This window comes from Micromonospora sp. R311 (assembly GCF_056780015.1).
The window spans coordinates 133,431-155,784 of record NZ_JBSWCE010000006.1 but is presented as its reverse complement, the minus strand read 5'-3'; the positions used below and the strand labels follow the sequence as shown (position 1 = coordinate 155,784).

General features: G+C 74.1%; 20 protein-coding genes. 10 read left to right on the top strand and 10 right to left on the bottom strand.

The window, feature by feature from the left end:
* Positions 1-58: 58 nt before the first annotated feature.
* Positions 59-724 (bottom strand): class I SAM-dependent methyltransferase, encoded by a 666-nt coding sequence (locus tag AC1WTP_RS07035; RefSeq protein WP_481648403.1) that lies wholly within the window; start codon positions 722-724, stop codon positions 59-61.
* 102 nt (positions 725-826) lie between these two features.
* On the opposite strand from AC1WTP_RS07035, the gene AC1WTP_RS07030 reads away from it, so the two are divergent.
* Together AC1WTP_RS07030 and AC1WTP_RS07025 are read left to right on the top strand one after the other, a co-directional pair.
* Entirely contained in the window at positions 827-1,729 is a 903-nt protein-coding gene (locus AC1WTP_RS07030) for a serine hydrolase (RefSeq protein WP_481648402.1), read from the top strand.
* A gap of 73 nt (positions 1,730-1,802) precedes the next feature.
* Positions 1,803-2,504, top strand: a complete 702-nt coding sequence (locus tag AC1WTP_RS07025; protein WP_481648401.1) for a lysoplasmalogenase — start codon at positions 1,803-1,805, stop codon at positions 2,502-2,504.
* On the opposite strand, the gene AC1WTP_RS07020 is transcribed toward AC1WTP_RS07025, so the two are convergent.
* A complete protein-coding gene (locus tag AC1WTP_RS07020; RefSeq protein ID WP_481648400.1) occupies positions 2,470-3,267 on the bottom strand; it encodes a tyrosine-protein phosphatase in 798 nt (265 codons plus the stop codon). The two genes, AC1WTP_RS07025 and AC1WTP_RS07020, sit on opposite strands and share 35 nt — an antisense overlap.
* A 124-nt stretch (positions 3,268-3,391) precedes the next feature.
* On the opposite strand from AC1WTP_RS07020, the gene AC1WTP_RS07015 reads away from it, so the two are divergent.
* Positions 3,392-4,489: a mandelate racemase/muconate lactonizing enzyme family protein gene (locus tag AC1WTP_RS07015; protein ID WP_481648399.1), complete on the top strand. Its 1,098-nt coding sequence runs from the start codon at positions 3,392-3,394 to the stop codon at positions 4,487-4,489.
* A gap of 59 nt (positions 4,490-4,548) precedes the next feature.
* The gene (locus AC1WTP_RS07010) at positions 4,549-5,466 is read left to right on the top strand and encodes a C40 family peptidase (RefSeq protein ID WP_481648398.1); all 918 of its coding nucleotides are present in this window, start codon (positions 4,549-4,551) and stop codon (positions 5,464-5,466) included.
* A 105-nt stretch (positions 5,467-5,571) separates the two neighbouring features.
* Here the strand turns inward: AC1WTP_RS07010 and AC1WTP_RS07005 are convergent, their stop codons facing one another.
* Complete coding sequence (locus tag AC1WTP_RS07005; RefSeq protein ID WP_481648397.1) at positions 5,572-6,570, bottom strand: TerC family protein; 999 nt, start codon at positions 6,568-6,570, stop codon at positions 5,572-5,574.
* 370 nt (positions 6,571-6,940) lie between these two features.
* Entirely contained in the window at positions 6,941-7,117 is a 177-nt protein-coding gene (locus AC1WTP_RS07000; protein WP_481648396.1) for a hypothetical protein, read from the bottom strand.
* A gap of 155 nt (positions 7,118-7,272) precedes the next feature.
* Between AC1WTP_RS07000 and AC1WTP_RS06995 the strand changes: the two genes are divergently transcribed.
* Together AC1WTP_RS06995 and AC1WTP_RS06990 are read left to right on the top strand one after the other, a co-directional pair.
* A complete protein-coding gene (locus tag AC1WTP_RS06995) occupies positions 7,273-7,566 on the top strand; it encodes an antibiotic biosynthesis monooxygenase family protein (RefSeq protein WP_481648395.1) in 294 nt (97 codons plus the stop codon).
* 137 nt (positions 7,567-7,703) lie between these two features.
* Positions 7,704-8,462 (top strand): SDR family oxidoreductase, encoded by a 759-nt coding sequence (locus tag AC1WTP_RS06990; protein WP_481648394.1) that lies wholly within the window; start codon positions 7,704-7,706, stop codon positions 8,460-8,462.
* 31 nt (positions 8,463-8,493) lie between these two features.
* Here AC1WTP_RS06990 and AC1WTP_RS06985 read toward each other — a convergent pair whose 3' ends face one another.
* From AC1WTP_RS06985 to uvrB, 3 genes are read right to left on the bottom strand one after another with little or no spacing between them, the layout of a single operon-like run.
* Entirely contained in the window at positions 8,494-9,351 is an 858-nt protein-coding gene (locus tag AC1WTP_RS06985) for a helix-turn-helix domain-containing protein (protein WP_481648393.1), read from the bottom strand.
* Positions 9,270-9,755, bottom strand: a complete 486-nt coding sequence (locus AC1WTP_RS06980) for a VOC family protein (RefSeq protein ID WP_481648392.1) — start codon at positions 9,753-9,755, stop codon at positions 9,270-9,272. The genes AC1WTP_RS06985 and AC1WTP_RS06980 overlap by 82 nt, the downstream gene beginning before the upstream one ends.
* Before the next feature lie 60 nt (positions 9,756-9,815).
* Complete coding sequence (gene uvrB, locus AC1WTP_RS06975; protein ID WP_481648391.1) at positions 9,816-11,927, bottom strand: excinuclease ABC subunit UvrB; 2,112 nt, start codon at positions 11,925-11,927, stop codon at positions 9,816-9,818.
* Between the two features lie 532 nt (positions 11,928-12,459).
* Here uvrB and AC1WTP_RS06970 point away from each other — a divergent pair.
* Positions 12,460-14,136, top strand: a complete 1,677-nt coding sequence (locus AC1WTP_RS06970; protein WP_481648390.1) for a hypothetical protein — start codon at positions 12,460-12,462, stop codon at positions 14,134-14,136.
* A 63-nt stretch (positions 14,137-14,199) separates the two neighbouring features.
* On the opposite strand, the gene coaE is transcribed toward AC1WTP_RS06970, so the two are convergent.
* Entirely contained in the window at positions 14,200-15,381 is a 1,182-nt protein-coding gene (gene coaE / locus AC1WTP_RS06965; protein WP_481648469.1) for a dephospho-CoA kinase, read from the bottom strand.
* 745 nt (positions 15,382-16,126) lie between these two features.
* The gene (rpsA, locus tag AC1WTP_RS06960) at positions 16,127-17,617 is read right to left on the bottom strand and encodes a 30S ribosomal protein S1 (protein ID WP_481648389.1); all 1,491 of its coding nucleotides are present in this window, start codon (positions 17,615-17,617) and stop codon (positions 16,127-16,129) included.
* A gap of 390 nt (positions 17,618-18,007) precedes the next feature.
* Here rpsA and AC1WTP_RS06955 point away from each other — a divergent pair, with 390 nt between their 5' ends.
* The 3 genes from AC1WTP_RS06955 to AC1WTP_RS06945 all read left to right on the top strand — a co-directional run bounded on the left by AC1WTP_RS06955 (position 18,008) and on the right by AC1WTP_RS06945 (position 19,553).
* Positions 18,008-18,811: a class I SAM-dependent methyltransferase gene (locus AC1WTP_RS06955; RefSeq protein WP_481648388.1), complete on the top strand. Its 804-nt coding sequence runs from the start codon at positions 18,008-18,010 to the stop codon at positions 18,809-18,811.
* Positions 18,812-18,916: 105 nt separating this feature from the next.
* Positions 18,917-19,138, top strand: a complete 222-nt coding sequence (locus tag AC1WTP_RS06950; protein WP_481648387.1) for a hypervirulence associated TUDOR domain-containing protein — start codon at positions 18,917-18,919, stop codon at positions 19,136-19,138.
* Positions 19,125-19,553: a DUF3140 domain-containing protein gene (locus AC1WTP_RS06945; RefSeq protein ID WP_481648386.1), complete on the top strand. Its 429-nt coding sequence runs from the start codon at positions 19,125-19,127 to the stop codon at positions 19,551-19,553. Before AC1WTP_RS06950 ends, AC1WTP_RS06945 begins: the two co-directional genes overlap by 14 nt.
* Positions 19,554-19,616: 63 nt before the next feature.
* Here the strand turns inward: AC1WTP_RS06945 and polA are convergent, their stop codons facing one another.
* Positions 19,617-22,316 carry a DNA polymerase I gene (polA, locus tag AC1WTP_RS06940; RefSeq protein WP_481648385.1) on the bottom strand — a complete coding sequence of 900 codons (2,700 nt, stop codon included), beginning with the start codon at positions 22,314-22,316 and terminating at the stop codon, positions 19,617-19,619.
* Positions 22,317-22,354: the final 38 nt, after the last annotated feature.

Here is a 22,354-nt window from a genome sequence, read left to right as displayed (position 1 = left end):
CCGGACCGACACGGGACTCCGTCCGGGCCGTCGGTGCCGGGCCGAACGGCGCCGCCGGTCAGGTCGGCTTCACCGCGGCCAGGCCGAACACGTCCGGCACTGGCCCCGCACCGGACTCCACCACCCGGGTCACCGACAGGCCGGCCGCCAGCACCGCGTCGAACAGGTCGGCCAGCGGCACGTGCCAGGCACCGACCCGGGCCCGCACCCCGTGCGGCGCCCACGCCCGGAAGCTGCGCTCGCGCACCGCGTACCCCTCGTCGATCACGATCCGGGCCGGGTCGCAGCGGTCGGCGAACGCCCCCACGAAGCACGGATGCACGCCCAGATGGACGAAACGGCCACCGGGCGACAGCACCCGGGCGACCTCGGCGACCACCGCGGCGTAGTCCGGCACGTCGGTGTGCGCGAGCACACAGACCGCGGCCGGCACCGCCGCGTCGGCCACCGGCACCGCCGCGGCGTCGGCCACCGCGACCGGCAGCCGGCCACGGGCGTGCCGCAGCTGCCCGGTCGACAGGTCGACGCCGACCGGGTACCAGCCCAGTCGGCGCAGTTCCGCCGCGTGCGCCCCGGTGCCGCAGCAGACGTCCAGGCAGCGGCCGGCACCCGGGCCCAGCAGCTCGCCCAGCCGCTGCCGGACCCGGTCCATGTAGTCGGCGGAGGTGTCGTTGACGTACTCCTCGTACCAGTCGGCGTAGGCGTCGTATGCGGCGACCGTCATCCCCGCACAGTAGGCCGCACTCCGGCCGCCGCGCCGCCCCGGCGGCCGGCGGCGGGTCGTCCCCCGCGCTCGCCGACCCGATGATCGGCTACGGTCACCGGCATGACCTGGGATGACCTCGACGCCCGGCTGGACCGGGTGCCCGGCACCGTCTCGGCGTACGCCGGCCGGCTCGACGCGGCCGCCACCTGGACCCGGCTGCCCGACGCCACCCACTACGCGGCGAGCACCATGAAGGTCGCCGTCCTCGCCGCGCTGCACCGCGCCGCCGAGGCGGGCGCCCTCGACCTGGACGCCCCGGTGCCGGTGCGCAACGCGTTCGACTCGGCGCAGCCGGACGCGCCCTGCTTCACCTGCGCCCAGCACTACGACAACGACGACGCGGTCTGGGCGCGGGTCGGCGGCACCGCCCCGCTGCGCTGGCTCGCCCACCGGATGATCGTGCGCTCCAGCAACCTCGCCACCAACCTGGTCATCAGCCACGTCGGCCTGCCCGCCGTCGCCGAGGTCTGGGCGCTCGCCGGCGCCCGGCACGCGGTCACCGGCCGGGGCATCGAGGACTTCGCCGCCCGCGACGCCGGCATCACCAACCTGGTCACCGCCGCCGACCTGGCCGCGCTGCTCGGCGCGCTGGCCACCGGCGCCACCCGGCCCGGCCCGCTGGCCTCCCCCGCCGGCTGCGCCGACATGCTCGACGTGCTCTTCGCCCAGGAACACCGCGAGGACCTCGCCGCCGGCCTGCCCGCCGGCACCCGGATCGCGCACAAGAACGGCTGGGTCCGCGGGGTGCGCCACGGCGCCGGGGTGGTCTTCCCCGCCGACGCGCCCCCGTACGCGATCGTCGTCTGCACCACCACCGACCTCGCCGACGGCGGCCCGACCGGCGAGGAGCCCGAGGACGACGCCTGCCACCTGATCGCCGAGGTCTCCGCCGCCGTCTGGGCCGCCCGGCACGACCTGCGCACCGACGGACCGCCGACCGGCTCACCTCGTACCGCCGGATAGCCCCGGGCTCCGACGGATGGCCCCCGGCCGCCGTACCGCCTACGCTGCTGGCCACCGCCCCGAGGAGCCACCGATGCCCCGCAGCCGCACCATCCTGACCGCCTTCGTCCTGGTGACGTGCGCGAACCTGCTGGCCAACGCCGCCGACAGCGACCTCGCCGTCCTGCTCACCAAGCCGCTGCTGATGCCGCTGCTGGCCGCGTACCTCTGGCGGGCCGCCGCCGACCGCGGCGCCCGGCCGACCCGGCTGGTCCTCGCCGCGCTGGCCTTCTCCACCGGCGGCGACGTCGCGCTGCTCGGCGACGGCACCGCCGCCTTCCTCACCGGCATGGCGCTCTTCCTCGCCGCCCACGTCTGCTACATCGCGGCCTTCACCCGCGGCGGCGCGGCGGCCGCGCTGCGCCGGCCGCCGCTGCTCGCCGTCGCCGTGGCGTACGCGGTGCTGACCGTCGCCGCGCTGGCCTGGATGTGGGCCGGGCTCACCGACGCCGGGCTGGCGGTGCCGGTGGCCGGCTACGCGGTCGCCCTGGCCACCATGGCCACCACCGCGGCGGCGCACGGCTGGCGGGTGGGCCTCGGCGGCGCGCTCTTCCTCGGCTCCGACCTGCTCATCGCGACCGGCGTGGCCGAGGTGGCCACCCTGCCCGGGCCGCCGATCTGGGTGATGGCGACCTACGCCGCCGGGCAGGCCCTGATCGTCACCGGGTGGGCCGCCCGCAGCCCCGCCCGCCCGGCGCCGCTCACTCCAGCAGGTACGCCCGCAGCGAGTCGATGACCTCGTCGGTCAGCCCGAGCCCGTCACGCAGGTACGTCCCGAACGAGCCGTGCACCCGGCGCACCTCCGCGTACGCCGCGTCGAGGTACTCGGGGCGCACCTCCAGCACCGGCCGCACCGCCTCGACGTCCAGGGCGGGCTGCCGCTGCCGCATGGCCTCCAGGATCACCTCGCGCAGGCTCGCGGTCAGCGGATTGTTCGCCAGGTAGTCGGCCCGGATCGCGGCCTCGTCCACGCCGAGCGCGTGCAGCAGCACCACGGTGAGCCAGCCGGTGCGGTCCTTCCCCGCCGAGCAGTGGTAGAGCAGCGGCAGGTTCTCCGGCCGGGCGGCCGCCCGGACCGCCTCGGCGAAGTTCGCCCTGGCCGCCGCCCCGGTGACGAACCAGCGGTAGATGGCCGCCATCGCCGCCGGCGTCCCCTGCTCGGCCAGCTGCGTGTACGCGCCCAGGTCGTGGCCGAGCAGCACCGCCGAGACGTACGTGAAGACCGGGTGCTCCGCGTCGTGCACCGGCAGGTGCAGCACCCGCGGCTCGCCGGGCAGCCGGTCCGGCGGGGCGACCACCTGCTCCGAGAGGTCCCGCAGGTCGACCACGCAGGCCGGGCCGAGCTTGGCCAGCACCGGCAGATCCTCGTCGGTGAGCCGGCCCAGCGCCGGGGTGCGGATCAGCACGCCGGGGCGCACCCGCCGGCCGTCGGCGCCGACCATGCCGCCGAGGTCGCGCGCGTTCGGCGCGCCCACCAGTGCCCAGTCCCGCTCCCTCACGCCGCCGCCCCGCTTCGCTCGGCGCCGGCGCGGGGCGTCGCCGCACCGCGTTGACGATTCGCTCGGTGACCCACGCTCATCCGGCCTCCCCGGTCGCTGCCCGTCCGCATATAGGGTGCCGCACATGACGATCGCCGCGGTACGCACCCACCGGCTCAGCGCCCCCTTACACACCCCGTTCGTCACCGCGTTGCGCCGGACCACCACCGTGCAGACCCTGGTCGTCGAGCTGGTCGACGGCGACGGCCGCTCCGGGTTCGGCGAGGCGCCGCAGGTCTGGCAGGTCACCGGCGCGTCGGTCGCCGGCGCCGAGGCCTGCGTGCGGGACCTGCTCGGCCCGATGCTCACCGGCCGGAACCCGGACGACCTGGTGGCCCGCTGCACCGAGGTCCAGCGGGCGGCGGCCGGCAACGAGGCCGCCAAGGCCGCCGTCGACGTCGCGCTGCACGACCTCGCCGCCCGGCGGCTCGGCGTGCCGCTGGTGCGGCTGCTCGGCGGCACCGGCCTGCGGGTGCCCACCGACGTCACGCTCGCGGCGGGCGATGCCGTGGACCTGGCGGCCGCGGCCCGGCAGCGGCAGGCCGAGGGGTTCGGGGTGCTCAAGCTCAAGGTGGGCACCGACGCCGCCGGCGACCTGGAGCGGGTCCGGGCGGTACGCGCCGCGGTGGGCAACGGGGTGCGGATCCGGCTGGACGCCAACCAGGGCTGGACACCGCGCGAGGCGGTCCGGGTGATCCGGGGCATCGAGGACGCCGGCCTCGACGTCGAACTGGTCGAGCAGCCGGTGCCCCGGTGGGACCTGGACGGGCTGGCCTGGGTCAGCGACCGGGTGCAGGTGCCGATCCTCGCCGACGAGTCGGTCTTCGGCGCGCGCGACCTGGTCGAGGTGATCCGCCGCCGGGCCGCCGACATGGTCAACGTCAAGCTCGCCAAGTGCGGCGGCCTGCACCCGGCCCGGACCCTGCTCGACCTGGCCGCGGCGCACGGCCTCGGCACCGTCGTCGGGTCCATGATGGAGAGCCAGGTGGGCATCGGCGCCGCCGCCAGCCTGGTCGCCGCCTACCGCACCACGGCGATCTCCGACCTGGACGCCGCCTGGTGGCTGGCCTGGTCGCCGGTGCGGGGCGGGATCCGCTACGAGGGCGCGACCGTGGTGCTGCCGGATGCCCCGGGTCTCGGGATCAGCACCGTCAATGAAGCAAAAGTGCAGTCTTCTAGTTGATGGCCGTTGGAATCTTTCATAGGGTCACGGCAAGAGGCGGCACGAGCTGGGGGTGGACCGTGGAGCTGCAACCGGGCCGTGAGGCCGTGGTCGGGGTCGCCGTGGCGACCCTGTGGGCCTCCCCCGAGGCGGTACGCCCGGTCGACCGGCCCGCCCTCGCCGCGCGCACCGACATCCCGGCCTGGATCTCCGGGATGAACACCGACCAGCAGGTCGGCGACTGCGTGCTGAGCCAGTTGCTGCTCGGCGAGCGGGTGCTGGTCACCGAGGTGCGCCCGGACGGCTGGGCGCACGTGGTCGCGGTGCAGCAGCCGGCCGCCAAACTCGACCCGCGCGGCTACCCCGGCTGGCTGCCGGCCGACCAGCTCGCCCCGGCCGGCGCGGTGGCCGGCGCCGACCCGATGGTGGTCGACGCCACGGTCACCGCGCTGCGCGCCACCCCCGGCGGCGAGGTGGTGCTGCCCGGCGTGATCCTCGGCACCCGGCTGACCCCGGCCGGGCCGCCGGTGGACGGGTGGCGCCCGGTGCACGCCCCCGGGCACGCCGACCCGCTCTGGCTGCCCGCCGCGCACGCGGTGCCGGTGCCGACCACGCCGCCGACGGCCGGCGAGGTGCTGGCCGTCGCCGCCCGGCTGCTCGACGTCGTCTACATCTGGGGCGGGGTGTCGGCGTACGGCATCGACTGCTCCGGCCTGGTGCACCTGGCCTGGCGGCGGCTCGGCGTGGTGCTGCCGCGCGACGCCGACGACCAGGCCGAGGCGACCACCCCGGTGCCGCTGGGCGCCGAACGCCCCGGCGACCTCTACTTCTTCGCCCGTCCGGGCCGGAAGATCCACCACATCGGCATCGTCACCGCCGCGCCCCGCCCCGGCGACGAGCGGCGGATGCTGCACGCCTGCTACCGGCGCCGCCGGGTGCTGGAGGAGCGGCTACCCGAGGACCGCACCGCCACCCTGGTCGGCGCGCACCGGGTCTGACCCGCCCCGCACGACCGAGGGGCGCCCCCTGGCGGGAGCGCCCCTCGTCTCACGTCTCGGCTGCGGCGTCGACGCCCCCGCCGGGCGGGCCGGCCGACCGGTGGGTCAGCGGCGCGCCTCGGCCAGCATCCGGCGCCGGTCCCGGGACGACTTCATGAGGCTGGCGATCGTCGCCACCAGCAGGGTGCCGAGGATGACCGTGAGAGAGAGCCAGATCGGGATGTGCGGGGCCCAGGCCACGTGCTCGCCGCCGTTGATGAACGGCAGGTTGTTGTCGGCCAGCGCCTCCAGCACCAGCTTGACGCCGATGAAGCCGAGCACCACGGCCAGCCCGTAGCTGAGGTAGATCAGCCGGTCCAGCAGGCCGCCCAGCAGGAAGTAGAGCTGCCGGAGCCCCATCAGCGCGAACACGTTCGCGGTGAAGACCAGGTACGGCTCCTGGGTGATGCCGAAGATCGCCGGGATCGAGTCGAGCGCGAAGATCAGGTCGGTGGTGCCGATCGCGATCATGACGATCAGCATCGGGGTGAACATCCGCCGGCCGTTCTCGTGCGTGGTGAGCTTCGCGCTGTCGTAGTTCTTGGAGATCGGCAGCGCCTTGCGGCTCCAGCGGATCAGCACGTTCTCGGTGAACTCGTCCTCGTCCGGCTCGCCCTGCCGCGCGAGGTTGATCGCGGTGTAGATGAGGAACGCGCCGAAGACGTAGAAGACCCAGGAGAACTGGGAGATCAGCGCCGCGCCGGCGGCGATGAACCCGCCCCGCATGACCAGCGCCAGCACGATGCCGACGAGCAGCACCTTCTGCTGGTACTGCCGGGGCACCGCGAAGCGGGCCATGATGATCACGAAGACGAAGAGGTTGTCCACCGAGAGGCTGTACTCGGTGAGCCAACCGGTGTAGAACTGCCCGGCCGCGCTCGGTCCGGCGGCCAGCCAGACGCCGGCGCCGAAGATCAGGGCGAGGGCGACGTAGAAGCCGACCCAGAGGCTCGACTCGCGCACACTCGGCTCGTGCGGCCGCCGACCGATGATCAGCAGGTCGACGAGCAGGATCGCGGTCAGTGCGACGAGGGTCCCCGCCCACACCAGTCCGGACACGTCCAACGTTTATTCCTCCGGCAGACACGCAACGTCCGGCACACCGTACGCCCCTGCGGGGCACGGCGTGCCGGCGACGCTGACTCTGGTGACTGTCGGAGGTCTCTTCCGTCGCCGTCCCGCAAGCGGGGCGGCGACCCACGGGGCCGGGTCGCGCCACCGGGGGGCCGGCGCTCGACCGTGCTGACGACTCCGTCGCGAGGGAATACTCCCCTCCTCAACCATCATTCTTCCCCACTGCGACCAGTGACCGCACCTTGGGCGCTCGGTGTCCTCCCCCACCTCACCACCGGGGACGCCCCCAACCCCCGCAGATCGGGCAGATTCCTCCTGTTGGCGTCCGTGGTGAGTCGGGGCACACATCCCGTAGTGCGTCCTAGGAGGCTAGGTGCTCCTGGTCGGGCGCGACCAGCGGGTCGGCCGGTGACCAGCCGGCCGCGAGCAGTTCCGCGCAGACGGCGACCGCCCGGGCCAGCCGCCGCGGGAGCGGGCCGCCGAGCTCGACCACCGGCACCCCGCGCCCGGCCAGCTCCGCCCGGAACCGCTCGGTCACCACGCCCGCAGGTGCTCGCCGTCGCGCAACCCGTCGTCGTGAGCCAGCCGATCATGCCGCTCCCCACTCCGCGCGCCCACCCCGGAGCCGCCCGGCCACCGGGAACAGGCCCCCACCGCGCGCGTCCGCCACCGCGGCGTGAAAGGCTCGCCGGCATGGTGCTTGAGGTCGCGCTCATCGACGTACTGCCGGGACACGAGGACGAGTTCGCCGCCGCGTACGCCCAGGGGCACCCGGTGCTCGCCGGCACCCCGGGCTGCCGGTCGGTGCGGATGACCCGGGGCGTCGAGTCGCCGTCCCGCTTCGTGCTGCTGGTCGAGTGGGACTCGGTCGAGGCGCACGACGAGAACTTCCGGGGCACCGAGCGGTTCACCCGGTGGCGAGAGCTGATCGGCCCGTACTTCGCCAACCCGCCGCTGGTCGAGCACTTCGTCGACGTGCCCGCCTGAGTCTGTCGTACCCCCGTTCTAACCTCCGCCTCGCACGCGCCGGTCGCCGGTCCCGACGGGCTCGGGGGCGCCGGGCCCGGTGACCGCGCGGCGATAATCGCTGGCCGGTGACCGCCGCGGTCGGTTAACTGGCGATCATGACTGACCGGGTGGCCCTGGTGACCGGCCTGAGCCGGCGGATCGGCATCGGCGCGGCGGTCGCCCGCACGCTCGCCGCGGACGGCTGGCGGCTGCTGCTCACCGGGCTGCCCGCGTTCGACGAGGCGCAGCCCTACGGCGGCGACCCCGACGGCGTGCCGGCCCTGCTGGGCGAGCTGGGTGGCGCCGGGTACGTCCCGGCGGACCTGCTCGACCCGACCGCGCCCGCCGAGCTGGTCGCCGAGGCGGTACGCCGGCACGGCCGGCTCGACGCGGTGGTGGCCGTGCACGCGTACTCCACGCACACCCCGCTCGGAGCGCTCGACCCCACGGAGATCGACCGGCACCTGCTGGTCAACGTTCGGGCCACACTGCTGCTCGCCGAGGCGTTCGCGGCGGCCTTCACCGGCGGATCCGGCGGACGGCTGGTGCTCTTCTCCAGCGGACAGCGACTCGGCCCGATGCCCGGCGAGCTGGCGTACGCGGCCAGCAAGGCGGCGGTGGAGAACCTGACCGTCCAGCTCGCCCCGCTGCTGATGCCCGCGGGCATCACCGTCAACTGCGTCAATCCGGGGCCCACCGACACCGGCTACGCCCCGCCGGACGTGCACGCCGCGGTGGCGCGACTCTTCCCCGGCGGGCGCTGGGGCACCCCGGCCGACGCCGCCCGGCTGGTGCGGTTCCTCTGCTCGGCGGACGCCGGGTGGATCACCGGGCAGGTGATCGACTCCGAGGGCGGTTTCCGCCGCCACGTGTGACCCGCGGCCGGCTCGCCCGCTCGGGCCGGTCTCAGCCGGCGGCCCGCCGGGCCAGCTCCGCGATGCTCTCCTCCGCCGGCAGGGCCGCACCCAGCAGCCAGCCGGTGATCCGCTCGTACCGGTCCACGTCCGGCGCGGCGACCAGGCGCACGTCGGTGGTCAGCGCCTCCAGCATCACGGTGCGTGGGTCGGCCGGATCCGGAAAGGAGTAGCACGAGTACGGGGTGAGCGGCTGCACCCCCCGCGCGGCGACGCCCCGGGGCAGCAGCCGGATCGTCACGTTCGGCAGCTCGGCCAGGCCGACCAGGTGCCGCAGCTGCTCGCGCCACACCTCCGGCGGCGCGTCGGCGGGATCGCAGGCGGCCTCGCCGAGCAACGCCGTGTAGCGGGGCGGCTCGGGGCGGCGGAGCACCTCGTGCCGGACGAGGCGGGCCCGCACGTCGGCCTCGACGTCCACGCCGGGTTCCAGCAGCCGCCCGGCCGCGATCCGCAGCCGGGCGTACGCCGGGGTCTGCAACAGCCCGGGCACCACGGCGGGTTGGTAGTCGACGATGCTCGCCGCCCCCGCCTCCAGCTCCGCATAGGTGCGCTGCCGCTCGCCCATCTCGCCCAGCGCCTTCCACCAGCCCCGGGTGGTGGCGGCGTCCCGGGCGATGACGATCAACGCGTCCCGCTGCGGCGCCGGCACCTGGTAGACGTCCAGCAGGTCGAGCACGTCGGCGAGGTCCGGCCGGCTCTGCCCCAGCTCGATGCGGGACAGCTTGGAGGTGGAGGCCCAGCCCAGCCGGTCGCAGACCTGTTCCAGGGTCAGCGCCTCCCGCCGGCGCAGCTGGCGCAGCTCGGCTCCGAGCCGCGCGCGTCGAATGACAGGACTCGTTGGCACCGGCATCCCCGCCTCCCCACCGAGGGAGAGTACGCAGGATGATCACCCAGCGCAATACCACGCTTGCGCACAGCAATCGTCCCGGGATCGGCCGGCCACCGGCCCGGCGCCGCCGCCGCAGGTGACGGCCGGTGCATGCCGAAGGCCCAGACGTCGCCGGCAAGGGCCCGGGCCGGGTAGTCGCGGGAGCCGCAGTCGGTGTCGAACGGCTCCCGGACGATCTCGGCGCCGGCCGCCCGGGCCCGGGCGCAGTGCGCGTCGACGTCGCCGACCGCCACGTAGACCGGCCAGTCCCCGTCGCCCGGCCGGGGCCGCGGATCCGCCCGCCCGCCGACCATGACCATGCCGGTGTCCAGGGTCAGCTCGGCGTGCCCCACCGCACCGTCCGGGGCGTCGTAGCGCGCGTGCACCGTGAAGCCGACACGGCGAGGGCGGCGACGGCGACTCACGTCGACCCGGGCCGCCCGCGGTCACTTCACGCCGGCGGCATCCATCCCGCGCAGCTCCTTCTTGAGATCGGCCACCTCGTCACGGATCCGGGCGGCCAGCTCGAACTGCAGCTCCCGCGCGGCGGCCAGCATCTGGTCGTTCAGCTCCTGGATGAGCTGCGCCAACTCGGCCCGCGCCATGCCCTCCCGCGCCGGCGCGGCGGCGCCGCCCCGGCCGCGGCTGCGGGTCTCCTTGACCGGCGCCTTGCCCCGGGAGAGCTGCCGCACCGCGCCGCCGACCCGGGTGTTCTGCTCGGTGTCCTCCGCCTCGCGGTAGATGTCGTCGAGGATGTCGTGGATCTTCTTGCGCAGCGGCTCCGGACTGATCCCGTGCGCCTCGTTGTGCGCGATCTGCTTCGCCCGCCGCCGGTTGGTCTCGTCGATCGCGTCCGCCATCGACGGAGTGATCTTGTCGGCGTACATGTGCACCTGACCGGAGACGTTCCGCGCCGCCCGGCCGATGGTCTGGATCAGCGACCGGCCGCTGCGCAGGAAGCCCTCCTTGTCGGCGTCCAGGATCGCCACCAACGACACCTCGGGCAGGTCGAGGCCCTCCCGGAGCAGGTTGATGCCGACCAGCACGTCGTAGTCGCCCTTACGCAACTCGCGCAGCAGTTCGACCCGGCGCAGCGTGTCCACCTCGGAGTGCAGGTAGCGCACCCGGATGCCGTTCTCGAGCAGATAGTCCGACAGGTCCTCGGCCATCTTCTTGGTGAGCGTGGTGACCAGCACCCGCTCGTCCCGCTCGGTACGCAGCTTGATCTCGTGCATGAGGTCGTCGATCTGGCCCTTGGTCGGCTTGACGACGACCTCGGGGTCGATCAGGCCGGTCGGGCGGATCACCTGCTCGACGAACTCGCCCTGGGACTGCTCCAGCTCCCACGGGCCGGGGGTGGCGGAGAGGAAGACCATCTGGCCGACCCGCTCGAGGAACTCGTCGAAGCGCAGCGGCCGGTTGTCGGCCGCGCTGGGCAGCCGGAAGCCGTGGTCGATGAGCATCCGCTTGCGGGACGCGTCGCCCTCGTACATGCCGCCGATCTGCGGGATGGTGACGTGCGACTCGTCGACCACGGTGAGGAAGTCGTCGGGGAAGTAGTCGAGCAGGCAGTGCGGCGGGCTGCCGGGCAGCCGGCCGTCGATGTGCATCGAGTAGTTCTCGATGCCGGAGCAGAAGCCGACCTGCCGCATCATCTCGATGTCGTAGGTGGTGCGCATCCGCAGCCGCTGCGCCTCCAGCAGCTTGCCCTGCCGCTCCAGCTCGGCCAGCCGCTCGCCCAGCTCGGTCTCGATGTCGCGGATCGCCCGCTCCATCCGCTCCGGCCCGGCCGCGTAGTGCGTGGCGGGGAAGATCAGCAGATGGTCCACCTCACGGACCACGTCGCCGGTGAGCGGGTTGAGGTAGTAGAGCTTCTCCACCTCGTCGCCGAACAGCTCGATCCGGACGGCGAGCTCCTCGTAGGCCGGAATGATCTCCAGCGTGTCACCGCGGACCCGGAAGGTGCCACGGTTGAAGGCCATGTCGTTGCGGGTGTACTGGATGTCGACCAGGCGGCGCAGCAGCTGGTCGCGGTCGAGCTCCTGGCCGACCGCGACCCGCACGGCCCGGTCGAGGTATTCCTCCGGGGTGCCCAGACCGTAGATCGCCGAGACGGTCGCCACCACGATCACGTCGCGGCGGGTGAGCAGCGACATCGTCGCCGAGTGCCGCAGCCGCTCCACCTCCTCGTTGATCGAGGAGTCCTTCTCGATGTAGGTGTCGGTCTGCGGGATGTAGGCCTCGGGCTGGTAGTAGTCGTAGTAGGAGACGAAGTATTCGACCGCGTTGTGCGGCAGCAGCTCGCTGAACTCCTTGGCGAGCTGCGCGCAGAGCGTCTTGTTGGGTGCGAGGACCAGCGTCGGCCGTTGCAACCGCTCGATCAGCCACGCGGTGGTGGCGCTCTTGCCGGTGCCGGTCGCGCCGAGCAGCACCGTGTTGCGGTCACCGCGCCGGACCCGGCGCTCCAGGTCGTCGATCGCGGCCGGCTGGTCGCCGGCGGGCTGGAACTCGCTGACGACCTGGAACCGGCCGTCGAGTCGGGGAATGTCGAGCGCCATGACCCCAACGGTACGCCCGGGGTCCGACACTCCGCCCCGACTACGGTCGGTCCCTGATCGGCTTCGATATTCCCATTGTGTGGCCCATCTCACCCCGCTAGGCTCTTCGTGTAGGCCGCTCGCGGCGGCCGACCGGGCAGGTGGCCAGGCCGTCATCAGCCGGCCCGCCCCCGGCACAGGGGTCGCAGCACCCGGCACTCCCGGCGTGCGCACCCGAGTGGTCGCGCGTGACGCGCAGACCGGCCGCCGCGAGCGCCCCTGCTCGTCACCGCCGTCCGCCGGTCAACCCCTGTTCGTCACCACCGCCCGGCGTGCCCGGGCATGTTGATCTCGGACGAGCCGTCCAACCCCGGCCGGGTCAGCCCGGCGCCGGCCCGTCAACCCTGTCCGCCGGCCCGGCTCCGGCTCGTCCGCCCGCCGGTCGGGCCCGGGCTCGTGCACCCCGGCGCCGCTCCGGGCCGTCAGCCCTCCCGACCCGGTCAGCCCGCCCCCGGCTCGTCACCCCGGCGTGCTCCGGCCCGTTCAACTACCTGTGGAGACCTCACGACCGGCGCGTGGCAGCCGCGACGCCGACGGCAGGCCCGACGACACCCACCAGGACCCGTCCCGCGGCCGTCGCGCCGGCGGCACCGGCCTGGCCGAGCCGGCCGACCAACGGACGGGTCTTCTCCGCCGTACCGCCGCGTGGCGCCGCCGTGACCCGGCGGCCGCCCGCACCGGCCCCGACGACGCCAGGACGCCCGGCGGGGCCCGCCGGATCCTGAACCGCGACCAGGACGCGATCCGCCGGGTCCTGGCCGGCGAGCCGGGCCCGGTCCGCCGCGGTCCGCTCCGCCGCGGGCTCGCCCGGCGGCGCCGGACCACCCTCCTGGTGCTCGCCGTCGTCGCCGTGCTCTCCGCCGCCGCGCTGGTCGCCGGGCTGCTGAGCTGGGCGCCCGACCCTCCGGAGCCAGCCCGGGCGCTGACCGCGGCGGAGCACGAGCGGCTCGCCGCCATGCGGGTCACCAACTACCGGGACCTGCGGTCCGGGCTGCACGTGACCGCCGGCGACGGCGCGGCGCGCACCGAGCTGGTCGGCTGGGTCGACTGGTCCCGAGCGCTGGTCTACCTGGACGTGGGCGGGCCGGGCGCCGGGCCGGAGCGGGGCCTGCTCCAGGCCACCCCGACGGTGCTGCTGCTACGCCCCGACCCCGGCGCGGTGCCGACGCCCGCGCCGCCGCCGCTGGTCCCCCCGACGGATCGCTGGCGGTTGCACCACCTGCCCCCCGAGCACCGCCTCGCCCGGCTGGTCGACCTGCTCTTCCACCTCGCCGCCGACCGCCCCGAGCCGACCGGCCCGGCGCTCGACGCCGCCCGCTGGGTGGGCCGGGCCACCGTGGGGGCGGAACCGGTGGACATCCTCCAGGCCCCGCCGCCCGGCGGCCCGGCCACCGCCGAGCAACCGCGTTACTGGTTGGACCGGGCGGCCCGGCTGCACCGGCTGGAGGCCCGGCTGCCCGGCGTCGGCCCCGTGGCGGTGCAGCTGAACCGCACCAACCGGCCCACCCTGCGCCCGGTCGACGCGCTGGGCGGACGGCCGGGTCTGCCCCGGGCCCTCACCGCCGCCGAGCGGGACCGGCTGGACCGCCTGCCGGGCCGGCTGCGCGCCCGCGGCGGCGCCACCGTCACGCTGACCGCACCCGTGGGCACCGACACCAACCTGCGCGGCGCCGGCTGGCTGAGCTGGACGCGACGCAGCGCCTACCTGACGGTCGCCGACCTGGGCACGCCGAACCGCCGGACGCTGCTGCACCACGGCACCGCCGGCACCGCCCGAACGCAGCTGCCGGCCAGCGCGGTGCCCGGCCCCGTCGAGACGCCCGGCCGGCCGCCGCTGCCGCCGCCCGCGGACGGCTGGCGAGCCGGGCCGGCCCGCGCCGACGACCTCGACCTGCTGGTCGACGCGGCGCTACGGGCCGGCGGTTCAGCCGAACGGCGCGGCGAGGTGCTCCGGGTGCGCGGCGACAGCCTGGGCGGCCGTACGGTCGACGTCGTCGAGCTGCGCACCCCCCGGGCGCTGCTGCGCTACTGGATCGACCGTTCCGGGCTGCTGCGCCGGCTGGAGCTGCACACCCGTCCGGGCGCCTGGGCCCAGCTCGACCTGACGCCCGGCGCGGTGCCCCGCTGGGCCGTACCCGCACCGGGCGGCACCCGCCCGGCCGACCGCTGACACCGCCGCGCCGGCGACGGCCAGACCCTGGCGGCAACCGGTGCGTGGCGATCGGTGGGATCGTCAGGGCCGCCAGCCGACCTGGGCGGCCCAGGCCTCGGCCCGCAGGTGTTCCTCGTCGAACCAGGGGTCCTTCGCGGTGCTGTACGTGGCGCTGTCCGGGGCGGCGGCGGCCAGTTCCCGCTTCACCTGCAGGTACGCCGCCCGCTGGTCCGGGTCGGCGCGCAGGTGGTCGCGCATCAGCAGGGCGTACCGCCAGCCCGGCGAGTCCACCGCCCGGATGTGCAGGTAGACCGGGCGGGCCGGGTCGGCGCTGCCGTGCAGCCGCTTCGGCCACCGGCCGCTGCCGGGCGGGCGCGGGTTGTCCCACCACTCGCCGGGCAACCGGGGGAACCCGGCCGCGGCCAGCCGCTCGGCGAACCAGCCGTCCGCGTCGGCGAGCGTCGGCACGGCCAGCTGGATGTCGATCACGTCCTTGGCGGCCAGCCCGGGCACCGCGGTGGAACCGATGTGGTCGATCCGCGGCTCGACCGGGGCGAGGGCGTGCCGGATCCGGGCGGCCAGCCGGGCGTACTGCTGCGGCCAGCTGGGGTCGGCCTCGGCCAGCTCGACCCGCGCCGGCCGGACCACCCGGCGTTCGCGCAGGTTCGCCGCGAAGGGCAGCAGCCGCTCGTACCAGAGCGCGTCCACCGCCGCGTGCAGGTCGGCCAGGCTGCCGTCGTTGGTCAGCAGCGCGTCCGCCGCCGCCCGGCGGCGGGCGTCGTCGGCCTGCGCGGCGATCCGCCGCTCGGCCTCCGCCCGGTCCATCCCCCGGTCGCGGGCCAGCCGTTCCAGCCGGGTCGCCACCGCCGTCTCCACCACGACCACCAGGTGGTACGTGGGCGCGAGCCCCACCTCCACCAGCAACGGCACGTCGTTCACCACGATCGCGTCCGGCCCCGCCGCGGCGGCCAGCTCGGCGGTCCGCGCCCGGACCCGGGGGTGGGTGATCGCCTCCAACCGGCGGCGGGCCGTCTCGTCGGCGAAGACCAGCGCCCCGAGGGCCGCCCGGTCCAGCGCCCCGTCGGCGTCGAGCACCCGCTCGGAGAACGCGGCGACGATCTCGGCCAGCCCTTCGGTCCCCGGCGCGACCACCTCCCGGGCGATCCGGTCGGCGTCGATCAGCACCGCGCCCCGCTCGGCCAGCCGGGCCGCCACGGCGCTCTTGCCGGAGCCGATTCCCCCGGTCAGTCCCACCATCAGCACGGCATCAGTCAACCGGATCACGGTTCCGCCGCCAAACCGGGGCGCTCACCGCCCTACTCCGGTCCCGGTCCACCGGCCCCCGGCCGGCACGGCCCGCCCCACCCCGCCTGCCTGCCCGGCGCCGCCCACCCCACCCCGCCTGCCTGCCCGGCGCGGCCCTGCCTACCCGGCCGCTCCGCAACTTTGCCCGGCCTCTCCCGGGACGGGGGCGGCACGCTCCGCGCCGCCCAACTCATTCCCGCAAGATCGCGCACCATCCCCGATGTAGTGGCCTCCGGGAAGCTCCCAGGCCACTACATCCAGGATCGGGCACGATCTTGCGAAGGACAGCCCTCACACGACGCAACGCGCCACGGCGCGGCGCGGCGCGACGCGGCGCGACGCGGCGCCGGGGGCGTAGCCCTGCCGGTCTGCCCTCCGGGAGAGCCGGGGCAGGGCCCCACGCCCCGTGCGCACCCTGCAAGGTCACGCACCATCCTGGATGTAGTGGCCTCCGGGACCCTCCGATGCCACTACATCCAGGATCGAGCAGGATCTTGCACGGGAAGCGCGAGGCGGCACGGCGCGGCGGGGGCGCGGGGCGGCACGGCGCGGCGGGGGCGCACGGCGGCGGCGCGGTGCGGCGGTGAGTGCGGCACGGGTGTACCCGGGGAGTGTCCGGGGCGGGCCGGTCGGGGAAACGGCGAGGGCCCCGCCCCCGACGATCTCTCGATCGCGGGGACGGGGCCCTTCGTCGTTCAGCGGGTCACTTGCCGCCGGCGAGCTTCTCCCGCAGCGCGGCGAGCGCCTCGTCGGTGGCCAGGGTGCCGGCCGGCTCCTCGGCCTGCCGGCTCGGGGCCGGGGTGGTCGAGGTGGCGCCGCCACCGGTGACCGCCGGAGCCGGGTTGGCAGCGGCCTCGGCGTCGGCGGCCCGGGAGGTCTGCACCTGCTTGGTGTGGGCCTCCCAGCGCTGACGCGCCTCGGCGTACTGCTGCTCCCAGGTCTCGCGCTGCTTCTCGTACCCCTCGAGCCACTCCCCGGTCTCCGGGTCGAAGCCCTCCGGGTAGATGTAGTTGCCCTCGGCGTCGTAGGTCGCGGCCATGCCGTAGAGGGTCGGGTCGAAGTGCTCCTCGCCCTCGACGAAGCCCTCGTTGGCCTGCTTGAGCGACAGCGAGATCCGGCGGCGCTCCAGGTCGATGTCGATGACCTTGACCATGACCTCGGAGCCGACCTGGACGACCTGCTCCGGGATCTCCACGTGGCGCTCGGCCAGCTCGGAGATGTGGACCAGGCCCTCGATGCCGTCGTCGACCCGGACGAAGGCGCCGAACGGCACCAGCTTGGTGACCTTACCCGGCACGATCTGCTGGATCGCGTGGGTGCGGGCGAACTGCCGCCACGGGTCCTCCTGGGTCGCCTTCAGCGACAGCGAGACCCGCTCGCGGTCCAGGTCGACGTCCAGGACCTCGACCTCGACCTCCTGGCCCACCTCGACAACCTCGGACGGGTGGTCGATGTGCTTCCAGGAGAGCTCGGAGACGTGCACCAGACCGTCCACGCCGCCGAGGTCGACGAACGCGCCGAAGTTGACGATCGAGGACACGACGCCCTTGCGGACCTGGCCCTTCTGCAGCTTGTTGAGGAACTCGGTGCGCACCTCGGACTGCGTCTGCTCCAGCCAGGCCCGGCGGGACAGCACCACGTTGTTGCGGTTCTTGTCCAGCTCGATGATCTTGGCCTCGAGCTCGCGCCCGACGTACGGCTGCAGGTCGCGCACCCGCCGCATCTCGACCAGGGACGCGGGCAGGAAGCCGCGCAGCCCGATGTCGAGGATGAGGCCGCCCTTGACCACCTCGATGACCGAGCCGCGGACGACGCCGTCCTCGTCCTTGATCTTCTCGATCGTGCCCCAGGCCCGCTCGTACTGCGCCCGCTTCTTGGAGAGGATCAGACGACCCTCCTTGTCCTCCTTCTGGAGGACAAGGGCCTCGATGTGGTCACCGACCGAAACGACCTCGGCCGGGTCCACGTCGTGCTTGATCGACAACTCCCGAGAGGGGATGACACCCTCGGTCTTGTAGCCGATGTCGAGCAGGACCTCGTCCCGATCGACCTTGACGACGGTGCCTTCGACAATGTCGCCGTCGTTGAAGTACTTGATGGTCTCGTCGATCGCGGCGAGGAAAGCCTCCTCGGAACCGAGATCGTCGTGGGTGACCCGGGTGGCGCTCGAGGGGGCCTCGATGCTGCTCGTCATGTGGGCGGTTGCTCCGGTCGGATGGTGTGTCACAGCAGGCTGGTGTCGCGGTGACCTGTTCGCGCCGGCGGATTCGTCGCCGGGTACACCGAAAGGTCATCGCGTGAGATCATGGATGGCTCTGCCAGTGGTCCCGGAGACCGCGCACCTGCTCCCTGCCGAGGCACACGATCCGCGAGCGCATCGTCTAGCCTACCGTGCGCATTACCACAGCGTGCAAGCCCTCCCGTCTCCTCGCCGCCTCGTGACCTGCGAAAGCCGAGAAATCACACGGAATGCACCACAGCTGTCTCGTCCGTCACAACGGACCCACCACCCCCACGGCGCGCCCGGGTCGGTCACCCGTGCCCACCCGTCCGCCCGGTCGGCGCCGGGGCCTAGCGTGAGCGGGTGGATGACGACAGCCGGGTGACCCGCCGCCGGGTCGGCGACGCGGAGGCCCGCCGGGCCAACCGCCGCTGGTGGGACGCCGACGCCGACGACTACCAGGCCGAGCACGGCGACTTCCTCGGCGAGGTCGACTTCGTCTGGTGCCCGGAGGGGCTGCGCGAGGCCGACGCGCGGCTGCTCGGCGAGCTGGCCGGACGGCGGGTGCTGGAGCTCGGCTGCGGCGCCGCCGCCGCGGCCCGCTGGCTGGCCACCCAGGGCGCCCACCCGGTCGCCCTGGACCTCTCCGCCGGTATGTTGCGGCACGCCGCGCTCGCCGCCGCCCGCACCGGCGTACGCGTGCCGCTGGTGCAGGCCGACGCGCTGGCCCTGCCGTTCGCCGACGCGGCGTTCGACACCGCCTGCACGGCGTTCGGCGCGATCCCGTTCGTGGCCGACTCGGCGGCGGTGATGCGCGAGGTGTTCCGGGTGCTGCGGCCCGGTGCCCGCTGGGTCTTCTCGGTGACCCACCCGATGCGGTGGATCTTCCTCGACGACCCGGGTGAGGGCGGGCTGACCGCGGTGCACTCGTACTTCGACCGCTCCCCTTACGTGGAACAGGACGAGACCGGCGAGGCCAGCTACGTCGAGCAGCACCGCACCCTCGGCGACCGGATCCGGGAGCTGGTGGGCGCCGGGTTCGGCCTGGTCGACCTGGTGGAACCGGAGTGGCCGGCGGGACACGAGGGGATCTGGGGGCAGTGGAGCCCGCTGCGCGGACGGCTCTTCCCCGGCACCGCCATCTTCGTGGCCGAGAAGCCCGCCTGAGCACTCGCGTCCCGATTGCCGGCGTTCGGGATCAGGCCGCCGGCCCCCGTGGCAGCCCGACAGCGGTCGCCGTTTCGCCCGGCAGGGCCGGGGTAGCCAGGCCGTATGGCCGAGAAGAGGGAATTCCGCGAGGGTGACCACGTCTCCTGGGCCAGTCACAGCGGCCGGGCCTACGGCGTGGTGAAGGAGAAGCTGATCGACCGGACGCACGTGCGCGGGCACGCCGTGAACGCGTCCCCGGAGCACCCGCAGTACCGGATCCGCAACGACGACTCGGGCCGGGACGTCGCCCACCGACCGGAGGTGCTGCGCCGTGAGCCGGAATGAGGAACCCCGGCAGACGTACCAGGAGTTCACCGAGGCGGTGAACATGAAGCCCGGCGAGCTGTCGAAGTGGCTGGAGACCGACGAGTCGAAGCACGTCGGCTGGCGCAAGGGCACCAGGGGCGGCGAGTCGGTGGGGCACGAGTCGGGCCGCCGGATCATCGACCTGCTGCGCCGCAAGCGCAGCGAGCTCTCCGAGACCGACTACCGGCACATGCGCAAGGTCGTCGGGTACGTGCGGCGGCACATGGCGCAGCGCCCGAGCGGCGACGTCCGCCAGACCCGTTGGCGGTACTCGCTGATGAACTGGGGTCACGACCCCCTCAAGGCCCCGCTGCCGCCGCCCGGTGGCCGGTCCCGGCAGGCCCTCGAACGGCGCGGCGCACCGCCGAAGGAGCGCCGGGGACCGGGACGCTGACCCGCAGCGGCCGGCGCGGCGGGCCGCCGGCCGCCGCGTCGACCCGGCGGACGCCGGGGTGGGTCAGTGGTCGGCGCTGTTCCAGTCGCGGCCCTCGCCGACCGACACCTCCAGCGGCACCGACAGCGGGTACGCGCCCCCCATCTCGCGCCGCACCAGCGCCTCCAGCGCCGCCCGCTCGCCCGGGGCGACCTCGAAGACCAGCTCGTCGTGCACCTGCAGCAGCATCCGGGAGCGCAGCCCGGCCTCGCGCAGCGCGGTCTCCACGTGCAGCATGGCGAGCTTGATGATGTCGGCCGCCGAGCCCTGGATCGGGGCGTTGAGCGCCATCCGCTCGGCGATCTCCCGGCGCTGCCGGTTGTCGCTGACCAGGTCGGGCAGGTAGCGCCGGCGGCCCAGGATGGTGGAGGTGTAGCCGTCGTGCCGGGCCCGGGCGACCACCTCGTGCAGGTAGTCACGCACCCCGCCGAAGCCGGCGAAGTAGTTCTCCATCAGCCCGCGCGCCTCCTCGGTGCTGATCCCGAGCTGCTGGGAGAGGCCGAACGCGCTCAGCCCGTACGCCAGGCCGTAGTTCATCGCCTTGATCTTGCGCCGCTGGTCGGCGGTGACCTCGGCGACCGGCACCTCGAACACCGACGAGGCGGTGGCGGCGTGGAAGTCGGCGCCGGAGTTGAACGCCTCGATCAGCGCGTCGTCCGACGACAGGTGCGCCATGATCCGCATCTCGATCTGGCTGTAGTCGGCGGTGAGCAGGCACTCGTAGCCCTCTCCCACCACGAAGGCGCGGCGGATCCGCCGCCCCTCCTCGGTGCGGATCGGGATGTTCTGCAGGTTGGGCTCGGTGGAGGAGAGCCGGCCGGTGGCCGCCACCGTCTGGTTGAAGGTGGTGTGGATGCGGCCGTCGTCGGAGACCGACTTGAGCAGCCCGTCGACAGTGGACTTCAGCTTGGCCACGTCCCGGTGGCGCAGCAGGTGCTCCAGCACCGGGTGCGGGTTCTGCGCGTAGAGCCACTGCAGGGCGTCGGCGTCGGTGGTGTAGCCGGTCTTGATCTTCTTGGTCTTGGGCAGGCCCAGCTCGCCGAAGAGGATCTCCTGGAGCTGCTTGGGCGAGCCCAGGTTGAACTCCCGCCCGACCGCCGCGTACGCGCCCTGGGCGGCCGCCTTCACCTCGGCGGCGAAGTGCGCCTCCAGCTCCGACAGGTAGTGCGTGTCGGCGGCGATGCCGGTGCGCTCCATGCCGGCCAGCACCCGCATCAGCGGCAGCTCCACCCCGGCCATCAGCCGGGCCGACTGCTCGCCGTCGCGGGACAGCTCGGCGTCGATCGCGTCGGCCAAATCGAGGGTGGCCCGGGCCTGGAGCATCAGGTTCTGCTCGACCTCGCCCTCGTTGCCCAGCCCGTCGAGGGTGAGCTGGCCGTCGTCGGGCGCGTCGACCCGCAGCTCCCGGTGCAGGTAGCGCAGCGCCAGGTCGGTCAGGTCGTAGGAGCGCTGGTCGGGGCGGGCCAGGTAGGCCGCGATCTGGGTGTCGCGGACGATGCCCTCCAGCGACCAGCCGTGCGCCGCGAAGGCGAGCACCGCGGGCTTGCTGTCGTGCAGCACCTTGGGCCGCCCGGCGTCGGCCAGCCAGCCGGCGAGCGCCGCCTCGTCGCCGGCGTCCAGCCGGGCCGGGTCGACCCAGGCCGCCGCCCCGCCGGCGGTGGCCAGCGCCAGGGCGGTCACGGTGGCGGTGTGCCGCCGGTTGGGGCCGGTGTCCAGGGTGACCGCGACCCCGACCGGGGTGCCGGCCGGGGCGTGCGCGCCCAGCCAGCGCGCCAGCGCGCCCGGCTCGGTGACCACCTCGCCGGCCAGGTCGAAGCCGGCTTCGGCCTCCGGCTCCACCGCCTCGAGGTACTGGTAGAGGCGGTCGCGCAGGATCCGGAACTCCAGGGTGTCGAAGACCTGGTGCACCGCCTCGCGATCCCAGCCGGCCCAGCGGGCGTCCTCCGGACGCAGCGGCAGCTCCAGGTCGGAGACCAGGCAGTTGATCTCGTAGTTGCGGATCACGTCGGCGAGTCGCTCGCGCAGGCTGTCGCCGGCCTTGCCCTTGATCTCGTCGGCCCGGGCGATGACGCCCTCCACCCCGCCGTAGGCGGTGATCCACTTGGCCGCCGTCTTCGGGCCGACGCCGGGAATGCCGGGCAGGTTGTCGCTGGTCTCGCCGACCAGGGCGGCCAGGTCGCGGTAGCGCTGCGGCGGCACGCCGTACTTCGCCTCGACCGCCGCCGGGTCCATCCGGGCCAGGTCGGAGACGCCCTTGCGCGGGTAGAGCACGGTGATGTTGTCGTCGACCAGCTGGAACGCGTCCCGGTCGCCGGTGGTGATCAGCACCGACATCCCCTGGTCGCGGGCCTGGCAGGCCAACGTGGCGATGACGTCGTCGGCCTCGTAGCCCTCCTTCTCCACCACCGGGACGCGCAGCGCCGCGAGGACCTCCTTGACCAGGCTGACCTGGCCCTTGAAGTCGGTCGGGGTCTCGCTGCGGCCGGCCTTGTACTCGGCGTACCGGTCGGTGCGGAAGGAGTGGCGGGAGACGTCGAAGGCGACGACGATGTGCGTCGGCTGCTCGTCGCGCAGCACGTTGATCAGCATCGAGGTGAAGCCGTAGACCGCGTTGGTCGGCTGACCCGTCGTGGTGGAGAAGTTTTCCACCGGCAGGGCGAAGAAGGCCCGGTATGCCAGGGAGTGTCCGTCGACGAGGAGCAGGCGCGGGGTCGTAGCTGTCACGCAGGCGACTCTAGTCCGTACGTCCGACATCCCCGAGC

Coding starts and splice junctions, on each gene's coding strand:
- AC1WTP_RS07035 (WP_481648403.1), bottom strand. CDS start 724: ATGACGGTCGCCGCATACGACGCCTACGCCGACTGGTACGAGGAGTAC.
- AC1WTP_RS07030 (WP_481648402.1), top strand. CDS start 827: ATGACCTGGGATGACCTCGACGCCCGGCTGGACCGGGTGCCCGGCACC.
- AC1WTP_RS07025 (WP_481648401.1), top strand. CDS start 1,803: ATGCCCCGCAGCCGCACCATCCTGACCGCCTTCGTCCTGGTGACGTGC.
- AC1WTP_RS07015 (WP_481648399.1), top strand. CDS start 3,392: ATGACGATCGCCGCGGTACGCACCCACCGGCTCAGCGCCCCCTTACAC.
- AC1WTP_RS06995 (WP_481648395.1), top strand. CDS start 7,273: ATGGTGCTTGAGGTCGCGCTCATCGACGTACTGCCGGGACACGAGGAC.
- AC1WTP_RS06990 (WP_481648394.1), top strand. CDS start 7,704: ATGACTGACCGGGTGGCCCTGGTGACCGGCCTGAGCCGGCGGATCGGC.
- AC1WTP_RS06985 (WP_481648393.1), bottom strand. CDS start 9,351: ATGCCGGTGCCAACGAGTCCTGTCATTCGACGCGCGCGGCTCGGAGCC.
- uvrB (WP_481648391.1), bottom strand. CDS start 11,927: ATGGCGCTCGACATTCCCCGACTCGACGGCCGGTTCCAGGTCGTCAGC.
- rpsA (WP_481648389.1), bottom strand. CDS start 17,617: ATGACGAGCAGCATCGAGGCCCCCTCGAGCGCCACCCGGGTCACCCAC.
- AC1WTP_RS06950 (WP_481648387.1), top strand. CDS start 18,917: ATGGCCGAGAAGAGGGAATTCCGCGAGGGTGACCACGTCTCCTGGGCC.